This window comes from Streptomyces sp. CNZ301 (genome assembly GCF_004217425.1).
The window spans coordinates 3,092,615-3,106,905 of record NZ_SHLG01000001.1 but is presented as its reverse complement, the minus strand read 5'-3'; the positions used below and the strand labels follow the sequence as shown (position 1 = coordinate 3,106,905).

Here is a 14,291-nt window from a genome sequence, read left to right as displayed (position 1 = left end):
AGCATCGGGGGGGCGCTGCCACCCCAGCACCGTATAAGTCAGGCAGCAACTAACAACCGACAGGCAGGTGCTACCACCACCATGAGCAGATTCAGGATGCGTACGGCGCGCGTCTCCGTCGTGGGGCTCGCAGCGGGCGCTCTCATCCTCACCGGATGCAGCAGCGGCGGCGGCGGCGATGCCGGCGACGGCGTGAGCAAGGACGACGCCGCCAAGCAGCAGGTCAAATACGAATTCGGTGACGCCGCGGCCTCCAAGGGCCCCGCCGAGCCGATCAAGGGCGCCGAGAAGGGTGGCGTCCTGAAGGTCTACCAGCGCGACAGCTTCGCCCACCTGGACCCCGCTCAGATGTACGTGAGCGACGAGGGTGCCATGTCCACCCTCATCCACCGGCGGCTGACGACCTACAAGCGCGACAACGCCGGCAAGTACACGGTCGTCGGCGACCTCGCGACGGACAGCGGCCAGCCCTCGAAGGACCAGAGGACCTGGAAGTACACGCTCAAGGACGGCGTGAAGTGGGAGGACGGCTCCCCGATCACGTCGGACGACATCCGCCACACCTTCGAGCGGCAGTTCGCGCCGTTCATCTCCGAGGGTCCGGTCTTCATCCAGCAGTGGCTGGCCGGAAAGAGCGGCACCGACTACCGCAAGCTGCTGCCCGACGGTCCGTACAAGGGCGACCACCTGCCGGACAAGACCCTTGAGACGCCGGACAAGAAGACCATCGTCTTCCACTTCAAGGACCCGCAGCCCGACCTGCCCTACGCGCTGGGCATGGCCGGATACGCGGCGGTCCAGAAGAAGGGCGACACGAAGGAGAAGTACGACAAGAAGCCGGTGGCTTCGGGTCCGTACAAGATCGAGTCCTTCAAGTCGGGCAAGAGCATGAAGCTCGTGCGCAACGACGAGTGGGACCCGGCGACCGACTCCGTGCGTCACGCCTACCCGGACTCGCACAACATCCAGTTCGGCGTCTCCTACGAGGCATCGACCAAGCGTCTGATCTCCGACAGCGCGGAGAACAAGACCGCGGTCAGCTACTCCAACCAGGTCGACGCCTCCAGCATGCAGTCGGTGCGCTCCGACACGAAGGTCAAGAAGCGCTCCCTGGCGGGTTACCAGCCCTACGTCGGCAAGATCTCCCTCAACATGGACCGGCTGAAGGACAAGAAGGTCCGCGAGGCGATCGCCCACGCGCTGCCGGCGCAGTCGCTGATGCAGGCCTTCGGTGGTTCCGGCGGCGGTGAGCTGGCGGGCAACTACCTGAGCCCGACGGTCGCGGGTCACACCGAGTCCGACCCGTACGGCAAGGTCAAGAACCCGCAGGGTGATGTGAAGAAGGCCAAGGCGCTTCTCAAGGAGTCCGGCAAGACCGGCATGAAGCTCACCTTCGCCTACCAGAACTCGCCCGAATGGTCCGACTTCTCGATCGCGGCCAAGGACAACCTGACGAAGGCCGGGTTCGACGTCCAGCTCAAGGACATCGTCACGGACACGTACTACGACCAGATCGGCAAGATCAAGAACAAGTACGACATGTACCACTCCTCCTGGGGTGCGGACTGGCCGAGTGCTTCCACCGTGATTCCGCCGACGCTGGACGGCCGGCAGGTGCAGGACGGTGCCGCGAACTACTCGCACTACGACAACCCTGAGATGAACAAGGAGATGGACCGCATCTCCAAGATCAAGGACGCCGACAAGGCGGCCGAGGAGTGGGGCAAGCTCGCGGACAAGATCCTCAAGGAGGACCTGCCCGACGTCCCGCTGATGTACTACAAGCAGATCCAGCTGTACGGATCCAAGGTCGGCGGCGCCGTGATCAACGACGTCATCAGCGGCATCGACCCGACTCAGCTGTACATCAAGAAGTAACAGCGCACACGGCGCGGTTGCTCGCGCCGGCCGTGGCGCCCCCCCTCGCTGCTCCTCCTGGCTTCGCCGGGAGGAGCAGCGAGGGGGGACCCCTCAGGGGGTCCCCCCTCAGGAGGGGGCGGGTGCCGCGGGCCGTTCCCCCACCACTGAATCCGCTGCCCACGAGAGCTGCGTTCCGTCATGCTTCGTTTCCTCGTCCGCCGGTTCCTCGGCGCGATGGTGATCCTGCTGATCATCAGCGCGGTCACCTTCTTCCTCTTCTACGCCGTACCGCGAGATCCGGCGATGCTGGCCTGCGGCAAGAACTGCACGCCGGACGCGCTGGAAATCATCCGCAAGCAAATGGGCATCGACGAGCCCATCCCGATGCAGTACTGGCACTTCATGGTCGGTATCTTCGCGGGCCGCACGTTCGCCCAAGGCGCGTGCCCCGCACCGTGCTTCGGCTACTCGTTCGCCGACTCGGAGCCGGTCTGGAACACCATCCTCGACCGCTTCCCGACCACCGTCTCGCTGACGGTCGGAGGTGCGGTCGTCTTCCTGACCATCGGCCTCGGTGCCGGCATGATCGCCGCCTGGAAGCGCGGAACCCTTGCGGACAAGGTCTTCAGCACCGGCTCTCTCGTGCTCAGCTCCCTGCAGATCTACTTCGTCGGCCCGCTCGTGATGGCGCTCCTGGTCTTCAACCTGGGGCTGCTGGACCAGCCTTCGTACGTGCCGCTGACGGAGGACCCCGCGGGCTGGTTCATGGGGCTGCTCATCCCGTGGATGGTGATCCAGATCATCTTCACGGCGAACTACACACGTCTGTCGCGCTCCTCGATGATCGAGCAGCTCGGGGAGGACCACGTCCGAACGGCGAGGGCCAAGGGCATGTCGGGGAAGTTCGTCTTCTTCCGCTACGCCTGGCGGGGCTCGCTCATCCCGATCGTGACGATCTTCGGCGTGGACCTCGGTTCGCTGCTCGGCGGCGCGATGATCACGGAGTGGACGTTCTCGCTCCCCGGCCTCGGGAAGCTGGCCGTGGAATCCGTCGAGAAGACCGACCTGCCCATGGTGATGGGCGTCATGCTCTTCTCGGCGACGTTCATCATCCTCTTCAACGTCATCGTGGACGCCGCATACGCATTCATCGACCCGCGCGTGCGGCTGGCCTAGGAGTACCGCTGTGAGCACCCTGACCAAGGAAGCGGACGTCCCGGCCCCGCGCGATGCGGGAGCGTCCGGCGCCTTCCTCTCCGTACGTGACCTGTATGTGCACTTCGACACCGAAGGCGGCACCGTCAAGGCCGTCGACGGTCTCTCATTCGACCTGGAGCGCGGCCGCACGCTCGGCATCGTCGGCGAGTCCGGCTCCGGCAAGTCCGTGACGAACCTGTCCATCCTCGGGCTGCACAACCCGAAGAAGACCGACGTCTCCGGCGAAATCGTGCTGGACGGCCAGGAGTTGACCAGCGCGCGGGAGAAGACGCTGGAGTCGCTGCGCGGCAACAAGATGGCGATGATCTTCCAGGACCCGCTGACGGCGCTCTCGCCGTACTACACGGTGGGCCGTCAGATCGCCGAGCCCTACCGCAAGCACATGGGCGTCTCCAAGCGTGAGGCGCACCTGCGTGCCGTCGAGATGCTGGACAAGGTCGGCATCCCCAACGCGAAGCTGCGCGTCAACGACTACCCGCACCAGTTCAGCGGCGGCATGCGGCAGCGCGCGATGATCGCCATGGCTCTCGTGTGCAACCCGGACCTGCTCATCGCCGACGAGCCGACGACGGCCCTCGACGTGACCGTGCAGGCGCAGATCCTGGACCTCCTCAAGGACCTCCAGCAGGAGTTCGGCTCGGCGATCATCTTCATCACCCACGACCTGGGTGTGATCGCCAACGTCGCCGACGACATCCTCGTGATGTACGGCGGGCGTGCGGTGGAACGCGGAAGCGTCGAGGAAGTGCTGCGCTCGCCCCGGCACCCCTACACCTGGGGCCTGTTGAGCTCCATGCCGCGCCTCTCCGGCGACGTCAACGAAGAACTCGTCCCGATCAAGGGCACACCGCCCAGCCTGCTCGCGCCGCCGCCGGGCTGCCCGTTCCACCCGCGGTGCAACTACGTGGACGAGGTGGCCGGCGGCAAGTCCTGCTCCGCCGACAGGCCCGTGCTGCCGGAAGGACGCGGCGCCGCCTGCCATCTGACGGCCGAGCAGAAGAAGACCTTCTTCATCGAGCAGATCAAACCCCGGCTGGGCTAGGGAGAATCACAGCAATGAGCGAAGAACTCACCCTGACCAAGCCGCAGGACGACAACCCGCCTTCGGGCGAGCCCCTGATGAAGGTCGAGGGCCTGACCAAGCACTTCCCCATCATGGGCGGCTTCCCCTTCAAGCGGCAGGTGGGCGCGGTCCAGGCCGTCGACGGCGTCGACCTGAGCGTGATGCCCGGCGAGAGCTTCGGCCTCGTCGGCGAGTCCGGCTGCGGCAAGTCCACCACCGGACGGCTGCTCACGCGGCTGCTGGAGCCCACGCGCGGCAAGATCAGCTACCGCGGCCAGGACATCTCGCACGCCGGCCGCAGGGAACTCGCGCCCGTGCGCTCCGAGATCCAGATGATCTTCCAGGACCCGTATTCGTCGCTGAACCCGCGGCAGACGGTCGGTTCCATCATCGGCAACCCGATGGAGGTCAACGGGATCAACCCGCCCGGCGGCCGCGAGAAGCGCATCCGGGAGATGCTGGAGACCGTCGGTCTCAACCCGGAGCACTACAACCGCTTCCCCCACGAGTTCTCCGGCGGACAGCGCCAGCGCATCGGCGTCGCACGCGCGCTCGCCCTGGAGCCGAAGCTGATCGTGGCGGACGAGCCGGTCTCCGCTCTGGATGTGTCCATCCAGGCACAGGTCGTGAACCTGCTTCAGCAGGTGCAGCGCGACATGGGCATCGCCTTCGTCTTCATCGCTCACGACCTGGCGATCGTGCGGCACTTCTCGCAGCGTCTCGCGGTGATGTACCTGGGGAAGATCGTCGAGGTCGGCGACCGCGAGTCCATCTACACGCGCCCGCGCCACCCGTACACGCACGCCCTGCTCTCGGCCGTGCCGGAGGCGAAGCTGGAGGACAGCGAGGAGGAGCAGCGCGAGCGCATCCGTCTCGCGGGAGACGTGCCCTCTCCCATCAATCCGCCCTCGGGCTGCCGCTTCCGCACGCGCTGCTGGAAGGCGCAGGACAAGTGCGCCACGGAGGAGCCGCCGCTCGTCCAGATCACCGGCAACACCGCGGGACACCTGACGGCGTGCCACTTCCCGGAGGAGGGCTCCACGACGGGTCGCGAGGAGGACGTCGTCCTGGACGCGGCCCTCAAGGCGATGGAGTCCTGAGCGGAGTCCTGCCACGGGGCCCTGCCACGGGGCCCTGCCACGGGGCCCTGCGAAGGAGTCCTGCCGCCGAGTCCTGCCACGGAGTCCTGACGCACGCACACGGGAAACCGGCCGGGGACGATTCTCGTCGCCCTCACCGGCCGCTCGTCCCAGCCTCACGGGGCGCCGCCGCGGCCAGTCCGCGGCGGCGCCCCGTTGCTTGCGCCGGTGCCCGTTCCCGTGTCCGTACCGCTACTCCATGCCCAGCGTGCGCTTGAGGAAGGCCACTTGGAGCAGCAGCAGGTTCTCCGCGATCTGTTCCTGCGGCGTCATGTGCGTGACGCCCGACAGCGGCAGCATCTCGTGCGGGCGGCCCTCGGCCAGGAGCGCAGAGGAGAGCCGCAGCGTGTGCGCGGCGGCCACGTTGTCGTCCGCCAGGCCGTGGATCAGCATGAGAGGACGGTGCTGCTCGGCAGCGCCGGAGAGGCCCTCGTCGGTGATCACGGAGGTACGCGCGTACACCTCCGCGTCCTCGTCCGGCATGCCGCAGTAGCGCTCGGTGTAGTGCGTGTCGTACAGCCGCCAGTCGGTGACGGGGGCGCCCGCGACCGCCGCGTGGAAGACGTCGGGACGGCGCAGCACGGCGAGCGCGGCCAGGTAACCCCCGTACGACCAGCCGCGGATGCCGACGCGCGTCAGGTCCAGCGGATGGTCCGCCGCGAGCGACCGCAGCGCCTCGATCTGGTCGTCGAGCGTGACGTCGGCGATGTCCCGCGAGACGGCCTTCTCCCACGCCGGCGACTGCCCCGGCGTGCCCCTGCCGTCGGCCACGACCACCGCGAAGCCCTGGTCGGCGAACCACTGCGAGGTGAGCCACGCGTTGTGGGCCGCGACCACGCGCTGGCCGTGCGGCCCGCCGTAGGGGTCCATGAGGACGGGCAGCGGGCCGTCGCCGTCCCGGTGTCCCGTCGGCAGGACGAGCCCCGCGGGGATCCGCCGCTGGCCGGCGCGCAGCAGCCGCGGCGCCGCGGTGAGCAGGGGCTGTTGAGCCTGTGACGGAACGACGTCCACGGGCGTGAGCGTGAAGGCCCCGGCCTCACCTGTCTCACCGGCGTCTCCGCCGTCACCGGCGCCCATGCCGGCGTTGCCGTCCATGCGCAGGACGGCGACCCGCGAACCTGGGCGCGAGAGCGAGGCGGTGGAGAGGACGACGGTGTCCCCGCCCCGCACGGCGGAGGCCACGTGGGGCGGCCGGCCGCCGGAGCCGCTGCCCGCTCCGCCGCCGGGGCCGTCGGCTGTGGCGCCGTCGCCGGGGTCCGTCAGGCGCGCGATGCCGCCGCACGAGCCGTCGTCGGCGAACCGTGCGAAGTGGACACCGATGTCGCCGACCGCTTCGGCCGCGTCCCCGGTGGCCGCGCCGCCCGCCGAGGCGGAGAAGAGCACCCCGTCCGCGCCCACGTCGAGCACCGCCCGGACGTGCAACGAGGCGTCGGTGAAGGCGCTTTCGCCCACCGTCAGCACACGTGCCCCCGACTCGTCGTCGATGCGCACGAGCCGTCCGTCCGGTGTCCAGGCGGGCACGCCCGGGAACAGCTCCAGCCAGTCCGGGTCCTGCTCCGAGTGCAGCGTGCGGGTGGCACCGGTCGCGGTGTCGACGCCGAGGTACAGCTGAGTGCACTGGTCGCGGGACTGGACGAGCAGCAGCGGCGGCCCTCCCGGCGACCAGTGGACGCGGGCGAGGTACGGGAAGCGCGCGCGGTCCCACTCGACGTCACGGACCTCGGCGCCATCCGCGCTCACCAGGTGCAGCGTGACGTCTGCGTTCGCCGTGCCCGCGGCCGGATAGGGCACCTCGGACGGCCTCCGTTCCGGGTGCGCCGGGTCGGCGATCCACCACCGCTGCACGGGGGAGTCGTCGGCGCGCGCGACGAGCAGGTGGGTTCCGTCCGGAGACCACCAGAAGCCCCGGCTGCGGTCCATCTCCTCGGCTGCGACGAATTCGGCCAGACCGTAGGTGATCCGGTCGTTCTCCGGGGCGGCCAGCACGGTGTCGCCGGTGCCGTCGGTGCGGACGATGCGCAGGGCACCGCCGGATACGTAGGCGACGCGGGTGCCGTCGGGGGAGGGGCGCGGGTCGACGACGGGCTCAGGTGTGTCCAGCTGCCGGCACTCTCCCGCCCGGAGATCTGCCACGAACAGGTGCCCCGAGAGCGCGAAAGAGGCGCATTCGACTGCCATGTCAGTGGCATATCCGACGATTCCGGCAGAACCCTCGCGGCTGCGTTCCCGGCGGGCCCGCTCCTCCGCGGAGAGCTCCTCGGCCGCGCCCCCGAGCAGGCTCGCCGGGTCGGCGGCGACGTACTCCCGTGGGCCGGGCTGCTCGCGCACCCATAGGAGATTGGCCCGGTCAGTTCCCTCCCGGGAGCGGAGGAAGACGACGCGCGAGCCATCGGGTGCGACGGTGAAAGCGCGCGGGGCGCCCAGGGTGAAGCGCTGGGTGCGTGCGTACTGACGGGGGAAAGTAGTGGCCATGCGGCAGAGCGTAGAGCCTGGCGGGCGCGGGCCACGGTGGCCGGAATCGAATATGCGCCCCTCGTCTGCACCTGTGCACCCGGCCCGTGCCATCTGACGGATAGTTATGATCCATTGCGCGAGACGGGAGCCGGGTATGACGCCGGTGTCCCGCCCGTGTCATGGGCTCATGCTGTCCGGATCCGTCGCCCGACCGCGCGTACTTGGAGGTGAACCGCCGTGGCACTCTCGATTTCGGCGGTCGTGCTGCTCTTGATCATCGTCCTTCTGCTCGTCAAGAAGGCCGGCCTGAAAGCCGGGCACGCCGTCGTCTGCGTGCTGTTGGGCTTCTACCTGGCCGGCTCGTCGATCGCTCCGACGATCAACGAGCTGACGACGAACGTGGCGGGCATGCTCGGGGACATCAAGTTCTGAGCCGCCCGAGGGGAGCCGTAGGGTCAGGGGCATGAGCGCAGCCCCTGACCGGCGTCTGCTGCTGGTGCACGCGCACCCGGACGACGAGTCGATCAACAACGGCGCCAGCATGGCCAAGTACGCCGCCGAGGGCGTCCACGTCACGCTGGTGACCTGCACCCTGGGCGAGGAGGGCGAAGTCATCCCTGCCGAGCTGGCGCACCTCGCTCCGCAGCAGCCGAAGCCGGGTGAGCCCGCGCCCGAGCCCGCGGCGCCAGCGGGGGAGATCACCCCGCTGGGGCGCCACCGCATGCACGAACTCGCCCGGGCCATGAGGGAATTGGGCGTCACCGACCACCGCTTCCTGGGCGGTCCGGGCCGCTACCGCGACTCCGGCATGATGGGCCTCGCCACGAACCTGCGCCCGGACTGCTTCTGGCAGGCCCCCCTCGACGAGGCGGCGCTCCATCTGGTGCGCGTCATCCGCGAGGTGCGTCCGCAGGTGATGGTCACGTACGACCCGGACGGCGGCTACGGCCACCCCGACCACATCCAGGCGCACCGCGTCGCGATGCGCGCCGCCGAACTGGCCCCGGACCGGGACTTCGCGCCCGGTGCCGGCGAGCCCCACCGAGTGGGGCGTGTCTACTGGAACTGCGTGCCCCGCGGGGTCGTCGAGGAGGGCTTCGCACGGCTGAGGGCGGCTTCGCCGCTCCCGTACTCCGCGGTGGCGGAACCGGAGGACGTGCCGGGGATCGTGGAGGACGAGAAGTCCGTCGACGCGGTGGTGGACGGACGGGCCCACGCCGAGGCGAAGGCGGCAGCCATGCGTGCGCACGCGACCCAGATCACGGTGGCCGGCGACACCTTCGCGCTCAGCAACGGCCTGGGCCAGCCGTTGCTGAGCACCGAGTACTACCGTCTGGCCCACGCGTCGGGAGAGCGTTCCGGCGGTATCACACAGGACTTGTTCGCGGGAGCGGGCGCATGAGCGGCGAGCGTGGCGAGGAAGAACACGGGCAGGGGCGGCAGCCGTCCGGCCCAGGCACCGGCTCAAGCACTGGCCCAGGCACCGGCGCCGGTCGGGCGCAACTCCCGTGGCCCGAACCGGTTCCCGCCTCCCGTACGGCACGCATGGGCGTCTACCTGGTGCTGCTCGCGCTCGGAGTGCTCACGGCCGCCGCCGGCGCCCTGGTGCAGAGTGCCTGGTTCCCGGCCGGTCTGGTCCTCGCCCTGGCCGGCGCCGTCGGACTCTTCTGGGGCGGCGCCAAGTTGTGCCGTACCCGGGTGGGGGCCGCTGCGCCCGGGGCGGGCTGGGTGGTCACCGTCTTCCTGCTGACCGCACCGCGGCCGGAGGGCGACTTCGCTTTCGGGGCGGGCATTGGTTCATATGTCTTTCTACTGGGCGGGGTGCTCGCCGCTGTGATGTGTGCCACCATCGCGCTGCCGGCACCGCCAGTGCCAGGGGGCAAGTACCGCTGATGGGGCCGCTGTCCAGGGGATTGTGAGGGCGAGGGTCCCGCGGCGGCGTCCCCAAGTAAGCTGGTGCGCGCCGGCGAACCGTCCTGGGACAAGCATGATGGGCGGTGAACCCAACCGGGAGTACCTGCCTTGAGTCGTGAAACTGACCGTTCGTCCTCCGGGCCGCAGGGCCGCGGCGGAGCGTCGTACCCGCCAGGCACCGAGCCGTACGGCCCTGGCGCCGCCGGGGAGTCCGCCGGCTCGGAGGAGTCGTCGGCCTCGGACGCGCAGCGGAAGCCCGAAGACCGCAAGACCGAGACGACGCTGACGACCCGCATCCGGATCAACATCCCCGGCTCGCGGCCGATTCCGCCCGTCGTGATGCGGAAGCCGGTCAACGAGGGCGAGTCCGGCGGCAACGCCGGCGCGGACGGTACGGCGAGCGGCGCCGAACGGAACGGCCCCTCACCCGCCGACGGTGCGCACCCCCTGCGGGCTCCCGGCGACGGCGTCCCGGGAGCGGTGCCCGGCGCTGCTCCGGGCCTCGCGTCGCCCGGCCCTTCACGGCCGCCGGAGGACGCCTCGGGCGGTGCCAAGCCGGAGACCAGCGACTGGTTCGCGCCGCGCAAGACCAAGCCCCCGTCCGGGGGTTCGGGCTCCGGAACCGGTTCCGCCGTTCCCGGCGCGGCCGCCGGGCCGGCCGGTCCCGCGAGTCCCGGGACGACACCGGGCGCAGGGGAGTCCCCTTACGGCAGCCAGGACCCGTACGGCGTCAAGAATCCGTACGGCGTGGGGGAGTTGTACCGGTCGACCGACCCGTACGAGACCGGCTCCTACTCCGCGCCCCGCACGGACACCCCGCCCGCGGGCACTCCCGCCGCGGACGATCCCGGAGCCGGCCAGGACGGGCCGACGACCGGCCCCGTCAGCGGCGACATGCTGCTGCCGCCGCGGCCCGGCCCGGGCGACGAGCCGCCCGAGTCCCCCGCGAGTTCGACCCTCGGACTGGGCACCGGCCGCGCGCCGTTCGCCCCCGGTGGTATCGGCGAGGAGATGCTCTCGCGCGAACCGGGAGGCAGCGACGGCCTGCCCGCCTACGGGGCGCGCGGCGCCCGTGACGGCGCCGTCGCGGAGGCGGAGTCCGGCAAGGACCGCATCGTCGGCGAAACCCTGATGAGCCGGGCTCCGCGCCTGGCCGACGAGGACGGCGGCGGCACCTCCGGGTCCCCGTTCCAGCGTGCCGGTTCCAGGGACGGCGGCGACGACGTCTCCTCCGGCGGCCGTTCGAAGCTGATGCTCGCCGGGGCGGGTCTCCTCGGGGTCGTCGGCGTCGCTTACGGAGCCGGCCTGCTCTTCGACCACGCGGACGTGCCCAACGGCACCACGGTGCTCGGCGTCGAGATCGGCGGCATGAGCAGGCACGAAGCCGTGAACAAGCTGGACGCCGCCTTCGGCGACCGCACGACCCAGGCGTTCACCGTCGTCGCCGAGGGCCAGAAGGCCAAGCTCAAGCCGAGCGTCGCGGGCATGACGCTGGACACCGAGGCGACGGTGCGCAGTGCCGCCGGACGGGACTACAACCCGGTCTCCGTCATCGGCTCGCTCTTCGGCGTCGAGCGGAACGCGGAGCCCGCGCTGAAGATCGACCAGGAGAAGATGGCGTCGGCCATCTCGCAGATCTCCAAGCAGACCGGCGTCGGCGGCGCTCCCAAGGACGGGATGGTCAAGTTCATCAAGGGCAAGGCCGTCGCCGTACCGGGCAAGCCGCACAAGGGAATCGACGCCGGGGAGGCCGGCAAGAAGCTGGAGGAGGCGTACCGCACGCGCGCCGCCACCGGGAACAACGGACCGGTCCAGCTGCCCGTGTCGCGGCAGCAGCCGCAGGTCGGCAAGAAGGAAATCGCCAGGGCGATCAGGGAGTTCGGCAAACCTGCGATGTCCGGACTTGTGACGATCAAGGCGGGCAATGCGTCGATCCAGTTCAGCCCGGAGAAGTCGCTGCCGAAGTTCCTGTCCATGAAGCCGGTCAACGGCACCCTGGTGGACACCTACGACCTGCCCGTCCTCAAGGAGCTGTACGGCACGACATTCGCCGGTGTGGAGATCACCCGTGGCGACGGCAGCAAGACGCCGGTCACGCCGCAGGACGTCGCCGGTGCCCTGCGTCTCGCGCTCAAGGAGACCAGCCCCGCCAAGCGCGTACGGGAGATCCCGCTGAACCCGCAGTGAGAGGACGGGGGTGTCGTGCCGCGAAACCGGCGCCCCGCCCGCGGCAAGGGCCTCCGCGGCAAGGGCCGCCCGTGACCGCCCGGAGGCATGCGGTGCCTCACCCCAGGAGCGGCCGCCCCCGGACACAACTCGTCCGCTCGGCCCCTCAGTTGAGCCGCGCCCTGGCGACCCGGGCCGCGCTGCGCACCGACTCCGCCTCGGACGGCTCCATCGCCTCGATGGTTGACGCGTACTCCTCCAGCGCCGCCGCACCGTCGAGGAATTCGCCGCGCTCCACGAGCAGCCGTGCCCTCTCGTACCGCAGTCGCGCCGGACGGTGGGGCAGGAGCAGGGACAGGTCGAGCGCCAGCAGCTGCACGCCCGACTGTTCGGGACGTGTGGCGGCCCAGGCTCGGATGTTGTTCAGGATGCGCAGCACGATCTCCACCGGCCCCGCCGGGTGGAGCGAGGACGCTGAGAGCGGTCTGCGCACACCCGTCGCACCCGCCGCCAGCAGCTCCAGATCGCCGGACGAGAGCAGACGGCCGCCGTTGTAGGGGTCGGCGAGGACGTGCTCCCCGGCCGGATCACCGAAACCGATCACGAAGTGGCCCGGCAGGCCCACCCCGTACACCGGAGCGCCGGCCCGCCGCGCCACCTCGATCCAGACGACCGACAGCAGGATCGGGAGCCCCCGGCGCCGCCGCAGCACGGACTGGAGCAGGGACGACTCCAGCCGCCGGTAGTCCTGCGGGGTGCCGTGGAATCCGTGCTCCGACCCCAGCAGCCGGCCGAGCGCGCGCGCCCACTCCTCGGGTGTGCGCGAGGGAGAGTACGGCAACAGCCCGGCGAGGCGGTCGAGTTCGATCTCCGCTTCGAGGAGCGACCGCTCGTCCCCGTGCCCGTGCCCGTGCCCGTGGCTGTGCGGTGCTGCGCCCGCGCCTCGGTCCTTGTCCTCCTGGGCCTTGCCCTCGTTCCCGTCCCCGTCCTTGGCCTGGTCCTTCTCCGGGCCCTTGTGGTAGTCCCGGTGGCCGGTTCCGTGCTCGTCGCGTTCGTCCCGGCGCCGCCGAGCGCGCTCGTCCTTCGCCCGGTGCGTCACGGTCTTCGCCCTGGCGGCCTCGACGCCGAGCAGCAGGCACATCAGCGCCAGATCGGGGCGCTCGTCGCGTGCCGCCTCGGCGAACCTGTCGCGGTTGCCGCCGTCGTCGCCCGCACCGCCGCCGTCGCCCCCTTCAGGGCCCGGACCGCGGTCTTCACCTGTCTCCTCGCCGGTCAACGCGGATCAGTCCTCCGGAGCGCGGCGGTAGTGGTATGCGTGGTGGTCGGCGAAGCCCATTCCGTCGTACAGCGCCCGCGCCGCCTCGTTGTCGCGTTCCACCTGGAGGTACGCGGCGGAGGCACCCTCGGCGAGGGCAGCCCGCGCCAACTCGGCCATCACCGCGGTGGCCAGCCCCTCCCGGCGGCGTTCCGGAGCCACCTCTATTCCGGCGAAGCCCGCCCACCGTCCGTCGACGACGCACCGCCCGATCGCTGCCGCGTCCCCGGCCGTACCCCCGTCAGCGTCCCCTCCCGTGCCCGGGGCGCCGGCGTCGCCGTGCACCGTCGCGAACCAGACGGACGGGCCGCCCGTCAGCACTTTCGTTGCGGCGCGCGGCATTTCGCCGGCCCGGCGGTAGAGCGAGAACCAGTGCGCCCCGGGAGCGCGGGTGAGCCGCACGCGGACGTCCGGCTCGCGGTCGGCAAGCGGCGCCAGCGCGGCCACCCTGAGCAGCGCGTGCCGCTCTCCCGTCCAGCCGCGCTCCTCCAGTTCCGCGGCGAGCAGTTCGTCCGTGCGCTCGCCGCCCGTCGTGACCTGCACGCGGGGCACCAGCCCGCGCTCCTCGTACCAGCGGCGCGCATGGGTCAGCGCTCCGGCGAGAGGCATGCCGGGATCACCCAGCGGCAGTACGGAGTTGGCCCGCGCGGTGAAGCCCTCGCGGCGGAGGCCGCGCGCACCTCCGGCGGGCGGCGCCTCCTCCGCGCTCGCCCTGAGGGTCCAGTGGCCCAGCTGCTCGGTCTCGACGGCGGGCCATCCCCGCGCCGCCACCTCGACGAGTTCACGTACGCCCGCGGCGGGGATGCCGCGCCGCCGGGCCGGGGCGCCGGGGACGACCTTCCCGGCGACCAGCGCCGATTCGTCGATGGGCACGCTCTGTCCGCCGCGGCGGGTGATGTGGAGCACACCGTCGTTCCAGGATGTGAGAACGCCGACCGTGTCGGTGAAGGTGGCGTGCCGTCCTCCAGAACCGGTCAAGGACCGGACGGATACGCGTTTCCCCACGTCAGACATGGTGATTCGGACCTCGAGTCGTCCGCCCGTGGTGAATTCCACTTCTCTACCCGCCCCTCCTGTTCGTCTCGGTACCGGGAACGGAGATACTAGGACGGGCATCGACGACGCCGCGCTCCCGCGCGCCCAGCGGCGGACACCGACACCG

The 14,291-nt window shown here is 70.5% G+C and carries 11 protein-coding genes; 8 read left to right on the top strand and 3 right to left on the bottom strand.

What is annotated here, in order from left to right; translation table 11 throughout:
• The first annotated feature begins 81 nt into the window (after positions 1 to 81).
• From EV375_RS13270 to EV375_RS13255, 4 genes are all read left to right on the top strand, one after another.
• Complete coding sequence (locus tag EV375_RS13270) at positions 82 to 1,878, top strand: ABC transporter substrate-binding protein (protein ID WP_130299621.1); 1,797 nt, start codon at positions 82 to 84, stop codon at positions 1,876 to 1,878.
• Between the two features lie 180 nt (positions 1,879 to 2,058).
• The gene (locus EV375_RS13265; protein WP_130299620.1) at positions 2,059 to 3,036 is read left to right on the top strand and encodes an ABC transporter permease; all 978 of its coding nucleotides are present in this window, start codon (positions 2,059 to 2,061) and stop codon (positions 3,034 to 3,036) included.
• A gap of 10 nt (positions 3,037 to 3,046) precedes the next feature.
• Complete coding sequence (locus EV375_RS13260; protein ID WP_130299619.1) at positions 3,047 to 4,120, top strand: ABC transporter ATP-binding protein; 1,074 nt, start codon at positions 3,047 to 3,049, stop codon at positions 4,118 to 4,120.
• Between the two features lie 14 nt (positions 4,121 to 4,134).
• Positions 4,135 to 5,241 (top strand): dipeptide ABC transporter ATP-binding protein, encoded by a 1,107-nt coding sequence (locus tag EV375_RS13255; protein ID WP_130299618.1) that lies wholly within the window; start codon positions 4,135 to 4,137, stop codon positions 5,239 to 5,241.
• Positions 5,242 to 5,472: 231 nt separating this feature from the next.
• Here EV375_RS13255 and EV375_RS13250 read toward each other — a convergent pair whose 3' ends face one another.
• Positions 5,473 to 7,752, bottom strand: coding sequence for a prolyl oligopeptidase family serine peptidase (locus EV375_RS13250; protein WP_130299617.1), 2,280 nt, complete (start codon positions 7,750 to 7,752; stop codon positions 5,473 to 5,475).
• A 219-nt stretch (positions 7,753 to 7,971) separates the two neighbouring features.
• Between EV375_RS13250 and EV375_RS13245 the strand changes: the two genes are divergently transcribed.
• The 4 genes from EV375_RS13245 (at position 7,972) to EV375_RS13230 (ending at position 11,835) form a co-directional block, all read left to right on the top strand.
• Positions 7,972 to 8,166 (top strand): hypothetical protein, encoded by a 195-nt coding sequence (locus EV375_RS13245; RefSeq protein WP_028434116.1) that lies wholly within the window; start codon positions 7,972 to 7,974, stop codon positions 8,164 to 8,166.
• 31 nt (positions 8,167 to 8,197) lie between these two features.
• Complete coding sequence (gene mshB, locus EV375_RS13240; RefSeq protein WP_130299616.1) at positions 8,198 to 9,136, top strand: N-acetyl-1-D-myo-inositol-2-amino-2-deoxy-alpha-D-glucopyranoside deacetylase; 939 nt, start codon at positions 8,198 to 8,200, stop codon at positions 9,134 to 9,136.
• Positions 9,133 to 9,627, top strand: coding sequence for a DUF6113 family protein (locus tag EV375_RS13235; RefSeq protein ID WP_130299615.1), 495 nt, complete (start codon positions 9,133 to 9,135; stop codon positions 9,625 to 9,627). Before mshB ends, EV375_RS13235 begins: the two co-directional genes overlap by 4 nt.
• Positions 9,628 to 9,756: 129 nt before the next feature.
• Positions 9,757 to 11,835, top strand: a complete 2,079-nt coding sequence (locus tag EV375_RS13230; RefSeq protein ID WP_130299614.1) for a hypothetical protein — start codon at positions 9,757 to 9,759, stop codon at positions 11,833 to 11,835.
• A gap of 145 nt (positions 11,836 to 11,980) precedes the next feature.
• Here EV375_RS13230 and EV375_RS13225 read toward each other — a convergent pair whose 3' ends face one another.
• Together EV375_RS13225 and EV375_RS13220 are read right to left on the bottom strand one after the other, a co-directional pair.
• Positions 11,981 to 13,090, bottom strand: coding sequence for a transglutaminase-like domain-containing protein (locus EV375_RS13225; protein ID WP_486588458.1), 1,110 nt, complete (start codon positions 13,088 to 13,090; stop codon positions 11,981 to 11,983).
• A gap of 6 nt (positions 13,091 to 13,096) precedes the next feature.
• Positions 13,097 to 14,185: a GNAT family N-acetyltransferase gene (locus EV375_RS13220; protein WP_130299613.1), complete on the bottom strand. Its 1,089-nt coding sequence runs from the start codon at positions 14,183 to 14,185 to the stop codon at positions 13,097 to 13,099.
• Positions 14,186 to 14,291 lie beyond the last annotated feature (106 nt).